At 36.1% G+C, this 17,829-nt stretch carries 21 protein-coding genes and 1 pseudogene; 9 read left to right on the top strand and 13 right to left on the bottom strand.

What is annotated here, in order from left to right:
• Positions 1-176: 176 nt before the first annotated feature.
• From H6F62_RS17915 to H6F62_RS17880, 9 genes and pseudogenes are all read right to left on the bottom strand, one after another.
• The gene (locus tag H6F62_RS17915) at positions 177-752 is read right to left on the bottom strand and encodes a Uma2 family endonuclease (protein ID WP_190372616.1); all 576 of its coding nucleotides are present in this window, start codon (positions 750-752) and stop codon (positions 177-179) included.
• 239 nt (positions 753-991) lie between these two features.
• Positions 992-1,072 (bottom strand): annotated as a pseudogene (locus H6F62_RS21365) (Uma2 family endonuclease); the annotation flags it as partial.
• Positions 1,071-1,508 carry a hypothetical protein gene (locus H6F62_RS17910; RefSeq protein ID WP_137906334.1) on the bottom strand — a complete coding sequence of 146 codons (438 nt, stop codon included), beginning with the start codon at positions 1,506-1,508 and terminating at the stop codon, positions 1,071-1,073. The pseudogene H6F62_RS21365 and the gene H6F62_RS17910, both read right to left, overlap by 2 nt.
• Before the next feature lie 203 nt (positions 1,509-1,711).
• A complete protein-coding gene (locus H6F62_RS17905; protein WP_190372615.1) occupies positions 1,712-2,647 on the bottom strand; it encodes a DNA cytosine methyltransferase in 936 nt (311 codons plus the stop codon).
• A 101-nt stretch (positions 2,648-2,748) separates the two neighbouring features.
• Positions 2,749-3,324 carry a Uma2 family endonuclease gene (locus tag H6F62_RS17900; protein ID WP_137906336.1) on the bottom strand — a complete coding sequence of 192 codons (576 nt, stop codon included), beginning with the start codon at positions 3,322-3,324 and terminating at the stop codon, positions 2,749-2,751.
• A 177-nt stretch (positions 3,325-3,501) separates the two neighbouring features.
• Positions 3,502-3,831 carry a PIN domain-containing protein gene (locus tag H6F62_RS17895; protein ID WP_199290978.1) on the bottom strand — a complete coding sequence of 110 codons (330 nt, stop codon included), beginning with the start codon at positions 3,829-3,831 and terminating at the stop codon, positions 3,502-3,504.
• Between the two features lie 14 nt (positions 3,832-3,845).
• Positions 3,846-4,088 carry a DUF5615 family PIN-like protein gene (locus H6F62_RS17890; protein ID WP_137906338.1) on the bottom strand — a complete coding sequence of 81 codons (243 nt, stop codon included), beginning with the start codon at positions 4,086-4,088 and terminating at the stop codon, positions 3,846-3,848.
• Positions 4,085-4,330, bottom strand: a complete 246-nt coding sequence (locus H6F62_RS17885) for a DUF433 domain-containing protein (RefSeq protein ID WP_137906339.1) — start codon at positions 4,328-4,330, stop codon at positions 4,085-4,087. Before H6F62_RS17885 ends, H6F62_RS17890 begins: the two co-directional genes overlap by 4 nt.
• The gene (locus tag H6F62_RS17880) at positions 4,330-4,488 is read right to left on the bottom strand and encodes a hypothetical protein (protein ID WP_162501156.1); all 159 of its coding nucleotides are present in this window, start codon (positions 4,486-4,488) and stop codon (positions 4,330-4,332) included. Before H6F62_RS17880 ends, H6F62_RS17885 begins: the two co-directional genes overlap by 1 nt.
• A 291-nt stretch (positions 4,489-4,779) precedes the next feature.
• On the opposite strand from H6F62_RS17880, the gene H6F62_RS17875 reads away from it, so the two are divergent.
• On the top strand, positions 4,780-6,765 hold the full coding sequence (locus H6F62_RS17875; RefSeq protein ID WP_190372614.1) for an N-6 DNA methylase: 1,986 nt from the start codon (positions 4,780-4,782) through the stop codon (positions 6,763-6,765).
• A gap of 628 nt (positions 6,766-7,393) precedes the next feature.
• On the opposite strand, the gene H6F62_RS17870 is transcribed toward H6F62_RS17875, so the two are convergent.
• From H6F62_RS17870 to H6F62_RS17855, 4 genes are all read right to left on the bottom strand, one after another.
• Positions 7,394-7,801 (bottom strand): type II toxin-antitoxin system VapC family toxin, encoded by a 408-nt coding sequence (locus H6F62_RS17870; RefSeq protein ID WP_190372613.1) that lies wholly within the window; start codon positions 7,799-7,801, stop codon positions 7,394-7,396.
• A 9-nt stretch (positions 7,802-7,810) separates the two neighbouring features.
• Positions 7,811-8,104: a hypothetical protein gene (locus H6F62_RS17865; protein ID WP_190372612.1), complete on the bottom strand. Its 294-nt coding sequence runs from the start codon at positions 8,102-8,104 to the stop codon at positions 7,811-7,813.
• A 399-nt stretch (positions 8,105-8,503) separates the two neighbouring features.
• The gene (locus tag H6F62_RS17860) at positions 8,504-9,478 is read right to left on the bottom strand and encodes a hypothetical protein (RefSeq protein ID WP_190372611.1); all 975 of its coding nucleotides are present in this window, start codon (positions 9,476-9,478) and stop codon (positions 8,504-8,506) included.
• Positions 9,479-9,707: 229 nt separating this feature from the next.
• On the bottom strand, positions 9,708-9,971 hold the full coding sequence (locus H6F62_RS17855; RefSeq protein WP_190372610.1) for a hypothetical protein: 264 nt from the start codon (positions 9,969-9,971) through the stop codon (positions 9,708-9,710).
• 2 nt (positions 9,972-9,973) lie between these two features.
• On the opposite strand from H6F62_RS17855, the gene H6F62_RS17850 reads away from it, so the two are divergent.
• From H6F62_RS17850 to H6F62_RS17815, 8 genes are all read left to right on the top strand, one after another.
• Entirely contained in the window at positions 9,974-10,111 is a 138-nt protein-coding gene (locus tag H6F62_RS17850; protein ID WP_162501159.1) for a hypothetical protein, read from the top strand.
• Between the two features lie 221 nt (positions 10,112-10,332).
• Entirely contained in the window at positions 10,333-14,319 is a 3,987-nt protein-coding gene (locus tag H6F62_RS17845; protein WP_190372609.1) for a magnesium chelatase subunit H, read from the top strand.
• Between the two features lie 66 nt (positions 14,320-14,385).
• Positions 14,386-14,664, top strand: a complete 279-nt coding sequence (locus H6F62_RS17840) for a type II toxin-antitoxin system RelE/ParE family toxin (protein WP_137906344.1) — start codon at positions 14,386-14,388, stop codon at positions 14,662-14,664.
• A 76-nt stretch (positions 14,665-14,740) separates the two neighbouring features.
• Positions 14,741-15,052, top strand: coding sequence for a HigA family addiction module antitoxin (locus H6F62_RS17835; protein ID WP_137906345.1), 312 nt, complete (start codon positions 14,741-14,743; stop codon positions 15,050-15,052).
• Positions 15,053-15,495: 443 nt separating this feature from the next.
• Positions 15,496-16,875 (top strand): DNA cytosine methyltransferase, encoded by a 1,380-nt coding sequence (locus H6F62_RS17830; RefSeq protein ID WP_190372608.1) that lies wholly within the window; start codon positions 15,496-15,498, stop codon positions 16,873-16,875.
• A gap of 216 nt (positions 16,876-17,091) precedes the next feature.
• Positions 17,092-17,427, top strand: coding sequence for a XisI protein (locus H6F62_RS17825; RefSeq protein ID WP_168357588.1), 336 nt, complete (start codon positions 17,092-17,094; stop codon positions 17,425-17,427).
• Between the two features lie 20 nt (positions 17,428-17,447).
• On the top strand, positions 17,448-17,630 hold the full coding sequence (locus H6F62_RS17820) for a helix-turn-helix domain-containing protein (RefSeq protein ID WP_137906348.1): 183 nt from the start codon (positions 17,448-17,450) through the stop codon (positions 17,628-17,630).
• A complete protein-coding gene (locus tag H6F62_RS17815; protein ID WP_137906349.1) occupies positions 17,602-17,829 on the top strand; it encodes a type II toxin-antitoxin system HicA family toxin in 228 nt (75 codons plus the stop codon). Before H6F62_RS17820 ends, H6F62_RS17815 begins: the two co-directional genes overlap by 29 nt.

The raw sequence follows: 17,829 nt of genomic DNA, 5'->3' as shown, positions 1-17,829 counted from the left end.
TTTTAATGATATGTATTCTCATTAAGCTTATTTCTCTTTAATTGATCGTTAGTTATTATGTACTACTATCTCTGCTTTTTTGATCTGTGACAGTTCAGGGTGCGGAATGTGGGTGTTAATGTTTTTAGCCCTTGGGATTAATATTTCATAGGATGGTTAAGATGTTTATTATTCCTCTACCAAATCATCCCTAAATTCAAAGCAAAACCCTTTAAAACATCTTCCCCCGAAACCGTAGCAGGAGAATCCAAAACCTCAACCTCCTTACCAGGTCTATAAATCTCCACCTGACGAGATTTGCGATTAATTAATATACCCAAACCCACACCATTATCTATATATTCCTGCATCTTTTCTTGTGTAACTTTTAAACTATCACTAGGAGAAAGTAACTCAATCACAAAATCAGGACAAATAGGAGGAAACTTTTGTTTTTCCTCATCAGTTAAAGCATCCCATCTTTCTAACTTGATCCAAGAAGCATCAGGAGAACGATCTGCACCATTTGGTAACTTAAAACAAGTCGAAGAATCAAAAGCAATGCCAGTACCATCAGCATCAGTCCAATTCATTAATTGTTGAGTGATTCTTGCATTTTTATTTCCCGTTTCTCCTCCCGTTGGTGGCATAATTATTAACTCTCCGTTTGCATTTCTTTCAAATCTCAATTCCCGATTGTTTTGACATAACTGAAAAAACTGCTCATCAGTCATTTCTATTACTGATTTCAACTTGACAGTTAAAGCATTCATTGTCATATCCTCATTGAATGTTTAGGGAGAAATTTTAACTATCCCATATCCTATTATATATTATTAGTTACCAATTAATAGCAACTACCCCAATTTTAGGTAATTCCTAGGTCGCGCAACGCTTACGCACTGCAATAATGTTTCGGAATCCGAATAGAATACAAAATGAATTTTTTGTCAAATAATTAACATTAAAAAGGTGCGTTATATTTCATTAACACACCCTACAAGATCGGCTACTGTGTAGTCTTCAAACTATCACTAGGAGAAAGTAACTCAATTACAAAAAAATTGGGACAAATGAGAGGAAACTTTCTCTTAGTAATGTTTATTTCCGCTTCTGTCTTCCCAATAACGATCTCCTTGTTTTCCTTTAACCCGGCCAAGACAGTTACCAGATACATCGTAGCACTTATATCGGCTTCGGTTCCAATGCACCTTCTTCTCCACTCTCACTGTGGCTGGAGCGTAGATTTCAATAAGTCTTTGTACATCTGGTTTAACACCAAAGTTAGTTAATTGTATCTGAGGTGGATTTTCGTTAGACGTAGAATGTTGAATTGGATCTTGGGATTCACCCTTTCCAACAATGTATTCCAGCGTTTTTACACAGTCAAGGAAAGATGAAATATTACGAGCAACTATCTGTTTTGTTTGAATGTTGATAATTGCGTACCCTGCACCTTCATTGACCACAGCATATTGTCCCTGTACTGTCACATAGGCATTGGTATCTATTTTCTTGAGATCACTCATTTGGCACTCACCAAGCTAAAAAGACGACTATTTTTAATATTCCCTTTTTTTTGCATCCCAAGTCAATCGTAACTCATTCATTACGCTTACGCTCACAATCACACCAATTTTAGGCGAACTGCTTGCAGCAGCGCAACGCTTACGCTCTCCCAACCAACATCCTAAACAGCGATCGCACTACAATGAAATGTTGGGCTGTATATTTAATTTACATCCAAACATGATTCCCTAATTTGATGTTCTAAAGCCTTTATTATTTCTCCTGCTATTGCTTTAATAACAGGAACAGATACAGAATTACCTGCTAATCTACGTACTACAGAATAAGGTAACACAATTTTAAATTCATCGGGAAAACCTTGTAAACGTAGCATTTCTCTATCGGTTAAACGTCTAACGCCGTTAACCACAAGATAATTATAACTACCTCCTGCTCTTAAGGCACATGAATGGGGTAATGCAGAAATATTACCGCCAATATTTTCATGCCAAATAGAAGGAAAAGGAGGATTATCTTTTACTGCATTTAACCGTTTATTCTTTATTTTTTCTGATAAGAAATAACTTCCAGGTATATTGTCGTCATTTTCTAAAATGGTACTAAGTGGTTGGTAATAACCTAATGGTTTTGGAAAATTGAAATCAATAAACTCTAAAAAACCAACTATATAAATTCTCTCTCTTTTTTGAGGCAAGCCAAAATCTAAAGAATTAAGAACTTTATAATAAACGGTATAACCTAGTGCTTTCAATTTATCTAAAATTACTGAAAAAGTTTTACCGTGATCGTGAGTGGTCAATCGTTTTACATTTTCTAATAAAAAAGCCCGTGGTTTTTTAACTTCCAGGATTTTTTCGATATTGAAAAATAAAGTCCCTCTAGTATCAGTAAAACCTAAACCTTTTCCAGCAATACTAAAGGGTTGACAAGGAAACCCCGCTAATAAAATATCATGGTTTGGAATATCAGAAGGCGATATTAAATTAATATCACCATGAGGTTTCTCTCCAAAGTTTGCTTCATACATTACTTGAGCATCTTTATCCCATTCGGAAGTAAATATATTTGTACAATGATAGGCTTCAAAACCGAGTCTAATTCCACCTATCCCAGCAAATAAATCAATTGTTTTATACATTTCATGTTTGGCTAATTACGTTTCTGGTATTTATTTTAACATAATTAGTATAAAGTCATTGAGATGTATCTGTGCTATGTTAAATAAATACCTATATGATTTTACCAAATCATCCCCAAATTCAAAACAAAACCCTTTAAAACATCTTCCCCCGAAACCGTAGCAGGAGAATCCAAAACCTCAACCTCCTTACCAGGTCTATAAATTTCCACTTGACGAGATTTGCGATTAATTAATATACCCAAACCCACACCATTATCTATATATTCCTGCATCTTTTCTTGTGTAACTTTTAAACTATCACTAGGAGAAAGTAACTCAATCACAAAATCAGGACAAATAGGAGGAAACTTTTGTTTTTCTTCATCAGTTAAAGCATCCCATCTTTCTAACTTGATCCAAGAAGCATCAGGAGAACGATCTGCACCATTTGGTAATTTAAAACAAGTAGAAGAATCAAAAACTATACCCTCCTGATTTTCCTCATTCCAAATCCAAAGTTGAGCAGTTATACCCGCATTACGATTTCCCGTTTCTCCTCCTGTTGGTGGCATAATTATTAATTCTCCATTTGCATTTCTTTCAAATCTCAATTCCCGGTTGTTTTGACATAGTTCAAAAAACTGCTCATCAGTCATTTCTATTACTGATTTCAAATTGACAGTTAAAGCATTCATTGTCATATCCTCATTGAATGTTTAGCGAGAAATTTTAACTATCTCATATCTTATTATATATTATTAGTTACCAATAGCAACTACACTAATTTTAGGCGAACTGCTTGCAGAAGCGCTAGTTCCCTCGGTGACGCTCCGCGAACGCTATCGATCTCCCAACTTATTCCTAAATTTTTATCACGACCAATTTTCTAATTTAAGTTCTTCAATTTTTAATAAATCAGAATCATTAGAAACGAGAATTAAATCCCGGAAAATTGCTGTAGCTGCTATTAAAACATCAGCATCTTGGATAGGAGTACCTTTAGCTTTTAATTTGGCATGAATTTCACAGGATTTTTCAATAATTTCTAAATCATCTAAAAATAATACAGGATAATCATTACAAAATCCATGAAAATCTACCAATTGTTTAGTAGCATTGAGAGATATTAAACCTCTTTTAATTTCATAGTAGGTTATACAACTAATAAATATTTCTGCACCGAGAAAGCTTAACTCTTTCAATTTATTATTTATAGTTATATTTTTCTTGAACGCATAACTAACAATACAACACCTGAAGCAATGCGACGTAAGCGGAACACTAACTCACCAAAATCTTTATCAGATGTCAATAATAATGCACCTTCTTGGTTAGCCAAGTCTAGGACTACATCATCGGAAATACCCCGTTCCATTTCCGCAACGTACCAAACAAAATGTCCATCTTGGCGCAAACGGTCAACAAGCTTATCTAGATTCTCGTCTGCTAGAAAGTTCAAGATGCCTTCTCAACAATTGGATAAATTACATCATATCGTAAAGCCTCAGCCGCAAATGCTAAAGCTGCTGGAATTACTTCTGGTGTCAGTCGAGGATGTGATTCTAAGATTTGTTCTGCGGTTTCACCAGCAGCTAATTTTTCTAAAATTAACTCAACTGTAATGCGTGTACCAGCAATTACAGGTTTTCCCATCATCACTTCTGGATCGGATACAATTATTTGTTTAAGCTGCTTTTGCATTATCTTTTCTCATCACTTGCTTCTTCTATGATTACACTCTTTTGGAAGCGATCGCTCTCCCAACGTATTCTTAAATGGCTATCGCTCACAATCACCCCAATTTTACCCAATTTTAAACGAACTGCTTGCAGCAGCGCAACGCTTACGCACCCCAACATTCCCCAATTTTAAACGAACTGCTTGCAGCAGTGCAACGCTTACGCTCTCCCAACTTATTCCTAAATTGCGATTCCTAGGTCGCGCTTCGCTATCACTCTCCCAATTTATACCTAAATGGTGATCACTTCCAACTACCCCAATTTTCAGCGATCACTATTCCAATTAGCGAGATACCAATATCCCAAACAGCGATACCTGGTACAAGCTACATTAACGCTAAAGCACTATATCAAAAAATTGAAAGAAAGGTGCTATCCTAGAAAAATGTGAAAAATAAACACTTAAATTGTATGAAACAAAAAATTAAAAAGATTCATCAAAATACTACACAACTTTCTCTTGTATTAGATTACAAAGATGCACTTAACCAAATCCGTAACTATTTAGCAGGTCAATTAATAGGTGCTACTCGTGATGAAACTTTATTAGAAGAAGTTATTAAATGTTTATTTTGTAAGATTTATCTAAAAAAAGACAAAAATATAGTTATTGACCATAATGCTAATTTAAGTGTTGAACAAATATATCAAAGAACTTTTAAAGAAATTTGCATTTTACTACCTAACTTATTTAATTCTCAAGATAAATTACAGCTAGATCAGAACAGTTTAGATTTTATTGATCAAAAATTAGAAATATTAGATATTAACCAATGGAGTTACGATCCTTTTGGCGATGCTTACGAAGTTTTTACTAGCTCTATTGTTAAGGGAAAAGAAGGACAGTTTTTTACTCCTCAAAATACTATTGACTTATTGGTAGAATTAATTAACCCACAAGCAGGTGAAACAATCATAGATCCTGCTTGTGGTGCTGGAGGTTTTTTACATTCAGCAGCACGTCATCTTATCAACTTAGGGGTTGAATCAGAAGAAGTAAATCAATATGTTTTTGGTATAGATAAAGATAATTACTTAGTTCGTCTTGCTTCAGCTAGATTATCCTTATTTACTAATACATCAGCTAATATATTTTGTGGTGATTCGTTAGCCTGGGATGTAGATCAATCATTGCATGAAAAATTAGGAACTTTTGATATTGTTTTAGCCAATCCCCCATTTGGGACTAGAATTGTTGCAGCTTCTACTAACACTCAAAGAACTTTTGAATTAGGTTATAAATGGCAAATAGATAAAAAAATAGAGAAATTTATTAAATTAAGTGAACTACAATCTTCTGTACCTCCACAAGTATTATTTATTGAAAGATGTCTGTCTTTAGTCAAACCAGGAGGACGTTTAGGTCTAGTAGTTCCAGAAAGTCTAATTTCTAGTAAAACCTATCGCTATGTTATTAATTATATTGAAGATCAGGCAGAAATAAAAGCCGTTATGGGAATGCCAGAAGACTTATTTAAAGTTTCTGGAAAAAGTGGTACTCATACAAAAACTTGTTTATTAGTCTTGCATAAGAAAAAGGAAGCAATACAGCAAACAAGTGGTATTTTTATGGCTGAAGCTAAATTATGTGGACATGATAGCAGGGGACGTAAAAATAGCAGGGATGATCTGCCAACCATTGTCTTAAACTATCGTAAATATAGAGGAAATAACCTAGTTAATTCTAGTTTAGGTTATGAAGTAGATTTTAGCAAAATAACAGATTATATTTTTGCTCCTCGTTATTATAACCCAGAGATAATTAATGAATTGCAAAGATTACAAAATACCCATCATTTGATTCCCATATCTGAATTAATTTCTCAGGGTTTACTAGATGTGACAACAGGTGATGAAGTAGGTAAAGAAAATTATGGAACTGGTGATATTCCATTCGTGAGAACTTCAGATATTTCTAACTGGGAAATCAAAAGAAATCCTAAACATTGTTTAAGTGAAGAAATTTATCGTTCTCTTGCTACTAAACAAGATGTTAGAGAAGGTGACATTCTTATGGTTAGAGATGGAACATATTTAGTAGGACACTGTGCTTATATTACAAAATATGATAAGAGAATAGTATTTCAAAGTCACATTTATAAGTTGAGAATAAAAGATGATTCTAAATTATCTCCCTATTTATTAATAACAGCTTTAAGTTCTGAACCTGTGATGATGCAAATTAAAGCTAAAAGATTCACTCAAGATATTATTGATTCATTAGGTGATAGACTAGGTGAAATTATTTTACCTATTCCTAAAAACTGTGAACTAAAGGAAAGAATTACACAAATAGTAAAAAGATCCATAGATGATAGAATTGAAGCACGAGAATTAGCCAGACAAGCCTGTATGGAATTGGTTAATTTTTCATCAAAGCAAGTATTATTTTTATAGTGTTAATATCGCACTTCTTGATGATTGATTAATCTGTGAAATTACTATTTTAATAAATGATGATTTGTTTTTTTTGGTGGTGAATCTTGTAATTGTCAGAATCAGGATGTCCAGGATTTGAGGATCTACAGGATGTAATTGCTCATTTGTTTGTTGGTGGTGAATGTTCTAATTGTCTGATAGCGTAGCGTGGCGTTAGCCATATTAGGATAAACAAAATCATCCCCAAATTTTCACCAACAATTATTAAATAACATCCTGTAAATCCTTTAATCCTGGTTATCCTGATTCTGACAAAAAAAATCATAACTGACCACAAACCAATTCTTGATTGTTGATTGATCTGTAATTTTCCTATTTGAAGAAATAACGTTCGCGTAGCGTGTCGAAGACATACCACTCCAGACGCAGAGGACACAGAGGAAGAAGATTATAAAGTGGGTTATAAGATCCCCGGCTTCTTCTTTGATCATATCAATTAATTATCTGTTATGCTCAGAAGTCGGGGATCTAGTTAGAGCGCAACGCTTACGCACACAACTACCCCAATTTTAAACGAACTGCTTGCAGCAGCACAACGCTTACGCACACAACCCTAATTTTAGACGATCGCTCTTATTTATGACCTTCATAATGGGGATGAAGGGATAATAAGCCGGAGATTGGGAATATCCAAGAAGTCTTTGATGTTGTGAGTAACTAGCGGTAAGTCATAGCGTAAAGCCGTTGCAGCAATCCAAGCATCTTGTGGAGATATTGGTCGTCCTGCGCTTTGTCGCTTGGCACGAATATACGCCCATTCTCGACAAAGTGATTGATCAACTGGAATAATTAAGTAGTTAGATAGGTATTGTTCTAGTTGTGTTAAACGACTATCTCCCCATTGACGCAAAATTGCCCACTGAAACAGTTCAGCTACGGTCATGAATGACATTGCTAATTGTTGACCAGTTAAATAAGGTAAATAAGGGTCGGCATAATCACTACTTTTGAAGATAAAAGAAGCGATATCAGTGTCAATGAGGTAAAAACTCATGGCGTTTGTTTAAATCACTTCTTGGCGTTGTTGTCGTAGGAAGATGAGAAAATCTTCGATGGAGTCTTCTTCAGGCCAAAAGTCAACAGCAAGATGTTTAAGGTTATGTACAGTGATAGGGGTCTGTGTGGCAAGGATTTCGTTGAGCGTGGTATCTTGCCAAAACTGATGACTAAGATTTTTAAGATCGGTTTGAGAGTTTGAGGATGAATTGCTTTGAGTAAAGATTTGCAACAGTTGTTGACGTTCTATAGCTGATAGCTGTTGGATAGCAGCGATCGCATTTTCGAGTCGTGAAGTCATAGTGCGGTTTTGTGGTTATATGATTCTATTTTATTTAAACTCAGGAGCGATCGCTCCCAACCCCCTAATTTTAAACGAACTGACAAGTCAGCGCTTGCGCTATCGCACTCCCAACATCCCCAAACAGCGATACCTTCGGTCACCGCAACGCTTACGCTCACAACCCTAATTTTAAACGAACTGCTTGCAGCAGCGCTTACGCTATCGCACCCCAACATTCCCCAAACAGCGAACTGACAAGTCAGCGCTTGCGCTATCGCTCTCCCAACTTATCCCCAAACAGCGATTCCTACGGAGCGCAACGCTTACGCACACAATCCCCTAATTTTAAACGAACTGACAAGTCAGCGCTTGCGCTATCGCCCTCCCAACATCCCCAAACGGCGATCGCACTTGTTTTCAACGTTTCCGTCTTAACTGCTCTGACCAATTATTAAGTGAATCTGAAACTTCAACGTATGATTCTACTAAGTAGATATAAAAGGGTGCTGTTTCACATCCAAAGTCATTAGGAAATTTCTGAATCTTAAAAGGAAAGCTTCTATTTTGGTAATTATTGTGACCTTGAATTGCCAAGTTTTCCAATTGTTTTATTTTTTCAATATAATTAACATCGTTAATATAAAACTTAACAATAGCTGCATTTGTTTTACAATACTTATACGATTCAGGAATACGAAAAGACGGTTGCCAAAGACCTTTTATTTCAAAAATTTGTACTTCAGGCACTTCAATGACTTTTCCAAAATAATCCCATGATCTGAAAATATGATAAACTTTAGTTTTGGTTATTAAATAACAGGTATTTTTTGATAAGTATTCCAGAAAACTAAATCTAGTGTGAGCAAAGATACCACAAACAATAAAACTAACTATGACAGAAACAAGAAAGGTTAAAGTTATAGAGGCTATAACAACAAAAAACCAAAGGCTTTTAAGAGTTATCAAATAAAAATAAATTGAGAATGAAGCAAAGATTCCTATACAAATCCCCCAGAAGAAACCTATTAAAAAAGTTTCTATTGCAGCTAATTTATTCAATTTTTGATTGTATGGATATATTTCATAAATAACCCCAGAACCTTTGCAAATCTGCTTAATTTGATTGAATTCTTGAATAAAATCTGGATGGGATTCAGCTTTCAAGAATTGAATCCAAGGCATTATTTTGCTGAACAGAAAAACTATTATTTCAAAACAATTTTCTACTTTATTAAAAGGAATAAGACCGTAAATAAAGGTCAGTTTTTCATCAAAAAAAGGGGTTTCTTTGCGATGAAATTTTCTAGATGATATTTCTATCAGCGTATTACGCATCATACAAAAAAATTGAGCGATCGCCCAAATTAGAATATGACGAACGTGTTGTAGCATAAGACATCTCCAGAAATTAGGTTTTCGACTAGACAGGTTAAGGGTTTCAGATTCTTTTTCGTATATGTCTATAGTTCATAAGTATTTAATCTTGAAAGCTACGCACATCTATGGTAATTGCTACAGCTTGTGATTTTAGATATGGAACATTCAAAAGATTTACCTTCTAGCTCCTGACCATCATTCCTGGTTCAATAGATGACTCCGATCACTGTTTTATTTTCATTTTTCATGAATCTCCTATAGGTTCGTCAGGTTCATCATCTAGTTCGTCAGGTTCATCATCTGGTTCGTCAGGTTCATCATCTAGTTCGTCAGGTTCATCATCTAGTTCGTCAGGTTCATCATTAGTGCAATCTACTTCGCTACGGCTTACTCCTCCAAACTGTAAGCTAAAATCACCCACAGAAATTGTTATGCCATTAACGTTGGTTGTAGAACTATCACAATTTTCCGCTTCATTAGATTGAGAGTGAGATGATCGAGTGTTCATAGATGTACGTTATCAGCGTATTATACGGAAAAATTGAACGATCGCTGCCCAACTCAAAACCAGAATATCACAATACTGTCAGTATCAATACTTGCTTAAAATTTCTTTATATATCTACACCACCATTAACTGCTATGTAAACAAAATTTAAAAACAGGTGAGAGAACCTGTATTCTTTGTTAAGATTCATTAATAAATGTGTTGTTTTCTATATCATTTTATGTCAGATATAGGACAAAACCCCCACAAAATCGGAGTTTTCTACTAAAAAACTCTTATTGTGGAAGATAATTGAAGTTACAAACGGCCAGATCAACCGCCATGAACTTCGCAGAAATACGCCTAAAAGGAGCTTATTTGAATGTTTACCCAAGTCAAGTCCACTATTAGACATATTGCACCTGACGATTTACGGGGACGTAAGTTAATCAAGGTTGTCTATGTCGTGCTGGAGTCCCAGTACCAGAGTTCCTTGTCCCAAGCGGTACGGGAAATTAACGCTAATCATCCCAGCATAGCAATAGAAATCAGTGGATACTTGATTGAAGAACTACGCGGGTCTGAAAATTATGGAGAATTTCAACGCGATATAGCTAGTGCTAATATATTCATTGCTTCTCTAATTTTTATTGAAGACCTAGCACAAAAAGTAGTTGCCGCAGTCGAACCCCATCGTGATAACTTAGATGTATCCGTTGTCTTCCCCTCCATGCCCGAAGTTATGCGCCTCAATAAAATGGGTAGCTTTTCTTTGGCGCAATTAGGACAATCTAAAAGCGTAATTGCTAACTTCATGAAAAAGCGCAAAGAGAAATCTGGCGCTGGTTTCCAGGACGGAATGTTGAAGTTATTGCGGACACTTCCCCAAGTGCTGAAATTCCTCCCCATGGAAAAAGCACAAGACGCGAGAAACTTCATGCTCAGTTTTCAGTATTGGCTAGGTGGTTCAGCGGAAAACCTGGAAAACTTTTTACTGATGCTGGCTGATAAATACGTACTAAAAGGCATAGAGAAAGAAAGCTTTGTCGCTGCTGACTATCAAGCTCCAGTTGTTTATCCTGATATGGGCATTTGGCATCCTTTAGCACCAACCATGTTTGAGGATGTGCGAGAATATCTGAACTGGTATTCTGCTCGCAAAGACATTTCTAGTCACCTTAAAGATCCCCTTGCACCATGCGTAGGTTTGGTATTACAACGGACTCATCTCGTTACTGGTGATGATGCCCATTATGTGGCAATTGTGCAGGAATTGGAATCATTAGGGGCAAGAGTTCTACCTGTATTTGCCGGTGGTTTAGATTTCTCTAAACCAATAGAAGCTTACTTCTATGAACCAATTACCAAAATGCAGTTAATAGATGCGGTAGTATCCTTAACTGGTTTCGCTTTAGTCGGTGGACCTGCTAGACAGGATCATCCTAAAGCCATTGAAGCATTAAAACGGTTAAATCGCCCTTACATGGTAGCCTTGCCTTTGGTCTTCCAAACCACCGAAGAATGGCTAGATAGCGATTTGGGGTTACATCCCATTCAAGTGGCTTTACAGATTGCTATACCCGAACTAGACGGCGCAATTGAGCCGATTATCCTATCAGGTAAAGATGGGGCAACAGGCAGAGCGATCGCACTCCAAGATAGAGTAGAAATAGTCGCTCAACGGGCATTAAAATGGGCGAATCTGCGCCGTAAACCCAAACTAGACAAAAAAGTTGCTATTACCGTTTTCAGCTTCCCCCCTGACAAAGGTAACGTGGGTACAGCCGCATATTTAGACGTATTCGGTTCTATTCATGAAGTCATGAAAGGACTGAGAAACAACGGTTATGACGTGCAGGACATTCCCGAAACCCCCCAAGAGTTGCTAGAACAAGTCATCCACGACGCACAAGCACAATACAACAGTCCCGAACTCAACATTGCTTACAAAATGTCTGTGCCAGAATATGAAGCACTGACACCCTACTCCCAACGCTTAGAAGAAAACTGGGGACCACCTCCCGGAAACTTGAACAGCGACGGCCAAAATCTCTTGATTTATGGGAAACAATTTGGTAATGTGTTCATTGGTGTGCAGCCGACATTTGGTTATGAAGGCGACCCCATGCGGTTGTTATTCTCCCGTTCCGCAAGTCCCCACCACGGTTTTGCAGCATATTACACCTATCTAGAACGGATTTGGGGCGCTGATGCTGTGTTACACTTTGGGACACATGGCTCATTGGAATTTATGCCTGGTAAGCAAATGGGAATGTCCGGTGATTGTTACCCAGATCAACTAATTGGCTCAATTCCCAACCTGTATTATTACGCAGCTAATAACCCCAGTGAAGCTACAATCGCCAAACGTCGCAGTTATGCAGAAACAATTTCTTACCTGACACCACCGGCGGAAAATGCTGGTTTATACAAAGGGTTGAAGGAACTTAGCGAGTTAATTGCTTCTTACCAAACTTTGAAAGACACAGGACGCGGTGTTTCTATTGTCAATTCCATCATGGATAAGTGCCGTATTGTCAACTTAGACAAAGATATTCACATTCCTGAAACCGATTCTAAGGATATGACCCCGGAGGAACGGGATAATATCGTTGGTAACGTTTATCGTCGGTTAATGGAGATTGAATCGCGCTTATTACCTTGTGGACTGCACGTGATTGGTAAACCTCCTAGTGCCGAAGAAGCGATCGCCACTCTGGTCAATATAGCTAGTTTAGATCGACAAGAGGAAGAAATTCAAGGTTTACCCGGAATTATTGCCAAAAGTCTCGGTCGCAATATTGAGGATATCTACAAAAACAACGATGCCGGAATTTTGGCAGATGTACAACTATTACAAGATATCACCCTCGCTACCCGTGCGGCTGTTACAGCCTTAGTTCAAGAACAAATTGACGCAGAAGGTAGAGTGATAGCGGTTTCCAAGTTGAACTTCTTCAACATGGGGAGAAAAGAACCTTGGGTAGAATCACTGCATCAATCAGGTTACACCAAAGTAGACACCTCTGCATTAAAACCCCTGTTTGAATATTTGGAATTTTGCTTAAAACAAGTTTGTGCAGATAACGAACTTGGTGGTTTATTGCAAGGTTTGGAAGGTGAGTATATTCTCCCCGGTCCTGGTGGTGATCCTATCCGTAATCCTGACGTATTACCCACAGGTAAAAATATCCACGCATTAGATCCCCAATCTATCCCCACATCTGCCGCAGTCCAATCGGCGAAAATCGTCGTGGATAGGCTGCTAGAGCGGAATAAGTCAGAAAATGATGGCAACTGGCCAGAAACCATCGCCTGTGTCCTCTGGGGTACAGATAACATCAAAACCTACGGCGAATCCCTCGCCCAAATTATGTGGATGGTGGGAGTACGTCCAGTTCCCGATGCTTTGGGACGGGTGAACAAGTTGGAATTGATACCTTTGGAAGAATTGGGTCGTCCTAGAATTGATGTAGTGATCAATTGTTCTGGTGTATTCCGTGACTTGTTCATTAACCAAATGAACTTGCTGGATCAAGGTGTAAAAATGGCAGCAGAAGCTGATGAACCCTTGGAAATGAACTTTGTCCGCAAGCACGCTTTGAAACAAGCGGAGGACATGGGAATAAATCTGCGTCAAGCTGCAACTCGCGTTTTCTCTAATGCTTCTGGTTCTTATTCTTCTAATATTAACTTAGCGGTGGAGAATAGCACTTGGGACAGTGAAGCTGAGTTACAGGAAATGTATTTGAAGCGCAAATCTTTCTCTTTCAATTCTGATAATCCTGGGGTTATGGATGAGTCAAGAGAGATTTTTGAAACGACTTTGAAGACTGCTGATGCAACTTTCCAGAATCTCGATTCTTCGGAAATCAGTTTAACTGATGTTTCCCACTATTTTGACTCAGATCCGACTAAGTTAGTAGCAAGTCTGCGTGCAGATGGTAAGAAACCATCTTCTTACATTGCAGATACAACTACTGCGAATGCACAGGTGAGAACTTTATCAGAAACTGTGCGTTTAGATGCGCGGACGAAGTTGTTAAATCCCAAATGGTATGAGGGGATGTTATCTCACGGTTACGAAGGTGTGCGCGAACTTTCTAAGCGGTTGGTTAATACTACTGGTTGGAGTGCGACTGCTGGTGCTGTGGATAATTGGATTTATGAGGACACAAACGAAACCTTCATCAAAGATGAGGAAATGCAAAAGCGGTTGATGAATCTCAATCCTCATTCTTTCCGCAAGATTGTTTCTACTTTGTTGGAAATGAATGGACGCGGTTATTGGGAGACTAGTGAGGAGAATTTAGACCGGTTGAGAGAGTTGTATCAGGAGGTGGAAAATCGGATTGAGGGGATAGAATAGGATTACATGGGCAGGTTTTTTACCTGCCTCCTTAATAATCAGATAAAATTAACAAATAAAAGATAGATGATTCAAACATTTAAAAATAAATCCTTAGAAAATCTGTTTAAAGAAAATTTTAATAAAGGAGTTCCCGCAAATTTAGAAAATAAAATTAGAATCAGACTTGAAGTTATAGACTCAGCTTTAATTGTAGAGGATATTAGATTACCGGGATATGATTTGCATGAATTAAAAGGAGACAGAAAAGGAACTTTGTCAATTAAGGTATCAGGAAACTGGCGGATAACTTTTAAATTTGAAGATGGTGATGCTTATGATGTTAATCTTGAAGATTATCATTAAATCCTGTGTTAATATGATATTAATTGTGTAGAGCTTGTTAACTAACTGTAGTAAAATTTATTAAGGAGTATTGATTATGAATAATTTGCAAGATATTACTCAAGATAGATTAGTAAGACCAATACATCCTGGTGAAGTAATTGCAGATATTTTAGATGATTTAGATATTAATCCTAGCAATTTTGCTGAAATTTTAGGAGTATCTAATCAAACAATTCAGGAAATTATTAATGGTGAAAAATCCATTACAGTAGATATTGCAATTCGTCTTGGTAAAGCTTTAGGAAATGGACATAGACTTTGGTTGAATCTTCAGCAAAAGGTTGATGTCTGGGATGCTTTGCAAAGTCATAAGGAAGAATATAATAAAGTTATGACATTAGTGTAGAATAAATATGAATTTTATTACTCTCTATTTACCTCCATCCATTCAAATATTTGCTTGAGCATCCTTACGCAGTTTATCTTGCTGCAACAACATCAAAAAATAGTCCGCTACAGTATCATAATTGCCAGATTGAAGCTGAATCTCAAGATAAGACTCAAGTTCTTTTGGTATCGCAAAACTCACGTTCATAAGTTTCTAATATGAATAAAATTTTATTAGTATCTTATCATTTTTTATTCTGGTGATGAATTTAGGCGTAAGCGTTGCGCTGCTGCAATCAGTTCGCTTTTTTGTGATGTGTAATTGCGTAAGCGTTACGCTGCTGCAAGCAGTTCGCTGTTTGAGGATGTGGGGAATGCGTAAGCGTTGCGCGACCTAGGAATCGCTTTACTGGTGACAGTATAGAATGTGAAAATCTATTTAGAACTTTACTCATAAACCTTATGGAAAGCAGCGCTCATGCTCAACAATTAGAATTATTTCAATTATTCCAACCGACTAAAATTATAAGTTGTACAAGAAAGTTTACATTTGTAGATTTATTTGCTGGAATAGGTGGATTTAGAATTCCTTTAGAAGAATTAGGAGGAATTTGTTTAGGATATTCAGAAATAGATAAAGAAGCTATTAAGGTTTATAAAAATAATTTTATTAGTGATCATAATGCAGATGAACCATATTTAGGAGATATTACAAATTTAAACAAATTACCTTTTGAAATAGATTTAATAGTTGGTGGTGTGCCTTGTCAACCTTGGTCTATAGCAGGTAAAATGCAAGGTTTAGATGACCCCAGAGGTAAACTATGGCTTGATGTTTTTAGAGTTGTAGAAGTTAATAAACCTAAATCATTTATATTTGAGAATGTCAAGGGTTTAACCGAGCCAAGAAACAGACAAAGTTTAGAATATATACTTAGTAATTTAACATCATTTGGCTATATAGTTAAATATCAGGTGCTAAATTCCTATGATTTTGGTTTACCTCAAGATAGAGACAGAATATTTATTGTTGGTATTAGAAATGATATTGCAAATTATTGGGGGTTTACTTTTCCTAAACCATTAAATAAACGCTTAAAACTTTATGATATAATTCCTGGAATTGAAAGAAGTAATTTTACTAAAAAGAAATTTCCTCCAGAAGTTTTATTTAATGATGGCAAAATTCCAGCTTCTAGAGGCAGATTCCAAAAAATAGATGAATTAAACGATTTCTTTACTTTTGCTGATATTAGAGATGGACATACTACAATTCATTCTTGGGAATTAATAGAAACAAATTATAGAGAAAAGCTAATATGTCAAACTATTTTGAAAAATAGAAGAAAGAAAATTTATGGTGAAAAAGATGGTAATCCTTTAAAATTTGAAGTATTAGAATCTTTAACTTCTAATTTACAGATTGCAGAAATTAACAGCTTAGTAGACAAAGAAATTCTTCGTCTTGTAGAAGGTAAAGGTTATGAATTTGTAAATTCTAAAATTTCTTCAGGTATTAATGGTATTTCTAAAATATTTTTACCTCATGCTGATGCGATTGGAACTTTAACCGCAACTGGAACAAGAGATTATGTGGCTACTATATCTATAGAATGTGAAGAACCTGAAGCATATAAGCAAACATTTATCAAAAAAATTTATCAACCAAAGCGATTTAAACCTTTAACCGCAGAAAATTACGCAAGATTACAAGGATTTCCTAAAAGTTTCAAAATAGCGGATAATGAAAATACAGCCAAACATCAATTTGGTAATGCAGTTTCTATTCCTGTCATTTACCATTTAGCAAAGGCATTGTTAACAATCATTCTATCGGTTTAATTTTGAATATGGCAGCTATTAGTTCAAAAACTCGTGCAGAAATTAAAGGTTATCTAGAAGGTTTTATCAAGGGTCTTATAGATGAGTATAAAAGGCGTAAAATTTTAAAACCTATTTTGCAGAAGCTGAACTTCAAAAACAAAATTACGAATCTGCCATACTTCTTCGTAGTGTAAAAATGGTAATTTATGATGTATAGAAAGAGGTGATTTTTCAATGGATAAATTAACTCAATACCGTCAAATAGTTCAAGAAATATTAAAAGAATATGGTGAAGCACAACCAGCTTACGGCAATATAGAAGTTGAGACGATTTTTGATACACAACGTGATCATTATCAAATAGTTCATGTTGGTTGGGAAGGTCAAAATTGGGTACATAGTTGTATCATTCATATTGATATTAAAGGTGGTAAAATTTGGCTGCAATGGAATGGTACTGAGGATGATATTGCTGCTAATTTAGTAGCTGCGGGAGTGAGTAAAGAGGATATTGTGTTAGGTTTTCAGTCTCCTTTTATGAGGAAGTTTACAGAATATGCTGTGGGTTAATTATTTAAGGAATATTAATTATGAATAATTGGCAAAATATTACTGATGAGAGATTAGCAAGACCAATACATCCAGGTGAAGTAATATCAGATATTTTAGATGATTTAGAAATTAATTATCACGATTTTGCCGAAGTTTTAGGAATATCTTATCAAACAATTCAAGAAATTATTAATGGTGAAAAATCCATTAGGCGCATCTGATGAAAATATATCCTTTGAGCAATTGTGTCAACTCTTGATCAGATTAGGATTTGATGAAAGAATTCGTGGTAGTCACCACATTTTTACAAAACAAGGAGTTGAAGAAATATTGAACCTTCAACCCAAACAAGGAAAAGCCAAAGCATATCAAGTTAAACAAGTCCGGGAAATGTTACTTAAATATCAGCTAGGAGGTTAA

Source organism: Anabaena sp. FACHB-1391 (assembly GCF_014696755.1).
Classification (GTDB): Bacteria; Cyanobacteriota; Cyanobacteriia; order Cyanobacteriales; family Nostocaceae; genus Dolichospermum; species Dolichospermum planctonicum.
Note: the sequence above shows the minus strand (reverse complement) of the source record. Positions and strands in the feature narration are given on the sequence as shown.

What these genes read in the sequence shown, in the direction of transcription:
- H6F62_RS17820 (WP_137906348.1), top strand. Translation starts at nt 17,448, where the DNA reads ATGAATAATTGGCAAAATATTACTGATGAGAGATTAGCAAGACCAATA.
- H6F62_RS17910 (WP_137906334.1), bottom strand. Translation starts at nt 1,508, where the DNA reads ATGAGTGATCTCAAGAAAATAGATACCAATGCCTATGTGACAGTACAG.
- H6F62_RS17875 (WP_190372614.1), top strand. Translation starts at nt 4,780, where the DNA reads ATGAAACAAAAAATTAAAAAGATTCATCAAAATACTACACAACTTTCT.
- H6F62_RS17845 (WP_190372609.1), top strand. Translation starts at nt 10,333, where the DNA reads ATGTTTACCCAAGTCAAGTCCACTATTAGACATATTGCACCTGACGAT.
- H6F62_RS17885 (WP_137906339.1), bottom strand. Translation starts at nt 4,330, where the DNA reads ATGCAAAAGCAGCTTAAACAAATAATTGTATCCGATCCAGAAGTGATG.
- H6F62_RS17840 (WP_137906344.1), top strand. Translation starts at nt 14,386, where the DNA reads ATGATTCAAACATTTAAAAATAAATCCTTAGAAAATCTGTTTAAAGAA.
- H6F62_RS17835 (WP_137906345.1), top strand. Translation starts at nt 14,741, where the DNA reads ATGAATAATTTGCAAGATATTACTCAAGATAGATTAGTAAGACCAATA.
- H6F62_RS17880 (WP_162501156.1), bottom strand. Translation starts at nt 4,488, where the DNA reads ATGTTGGGGTGCGTAAGCGTTGCGCTGCTGCAAGCAGTTCGTTTAAAA.
- H6F62_RS17900 (WP_137906336.1), bottom strand. Translation starts at nt 3,324, where the DNA reads ATGAATGCTTTAACTGTCAATTTGAAATCAGTAATAGAAATGACTGAT.
- H6F62_RS17865 (WP_190372612.1), bottom strand. Translation starts at nt 8,104, where the DNA reads ATGACTTCACGACTCGAAAATGCGATCGCTGCTATCCAACAGCTATCA.
- H6F62_RS17870 (WP_190372613.1), bottom strand. Translation starts at nt 7,801, where the DNA reads ATGAGTTTTTACCTCATTGACACTGATATCGCTTCTTTTATCTTCAAA.
- H6F62_RS17905 (WP_190372615.1), bottom strand. Translation starts at nt 2,647, where the DNA reads ATGTATAAAACAATTGATTTATTTGCTGGGATAGGTGGAATTAGACTC.
- H6F62_RS17825 (WP_168357588.1), top strand. Translation starts at nt 17,092, where the DNA reads ATGGATAAATTAACTCAATACCGTCAAATAGTTCAAGAAATATTAAAA.
- H6F62_RS17850 (WP_162501159.1), top strand. Translation starts at nt 9,974, where the DNA reads ATGTACGTTATCAGCGTATTATACGGAAAAATTGAACGATCGCTGCCC.
- H6F62_RS17830 (WP_190372608.1), top strand. Translation starts at nt 15,496, where the DNA reads ATGGAAAGCAGCGCTCATGCTCAACAATTAGAATTATTTCAATTATTC.
- H6F62_RS17915 (WP_190372616.1), bottom strand. Translation starts at nt 752, where the DNA reads ATGAATGCTTTAACTGTCAAGTTGAAATCAGTAATAGAAATGACTGAT.
- H6F62_RS17860 (WP_190372611.1), bottom strand. Translation starts at nt 9,478, where the DNA reads ATGCTACAACACGTTCGTCATATTCTAATTTGGGCGATCGCTCAATTT.
- H6F62_RS17815 (WP_137906349.1), top strand. Translation starts at nt 17,602, where the DNA reads ATGGTGAAAAATCCATTAGGCGCATCTGATGAAAATATATCCTTTGAG.
- H6F62_RS17855 (WP_190372610.1), bottom strand. Translation starts at nt 9,971, where the DNA reads ATGAACACTCGATCATCTCACTCTCAATCTAATGAAGCGGAAAATTGT.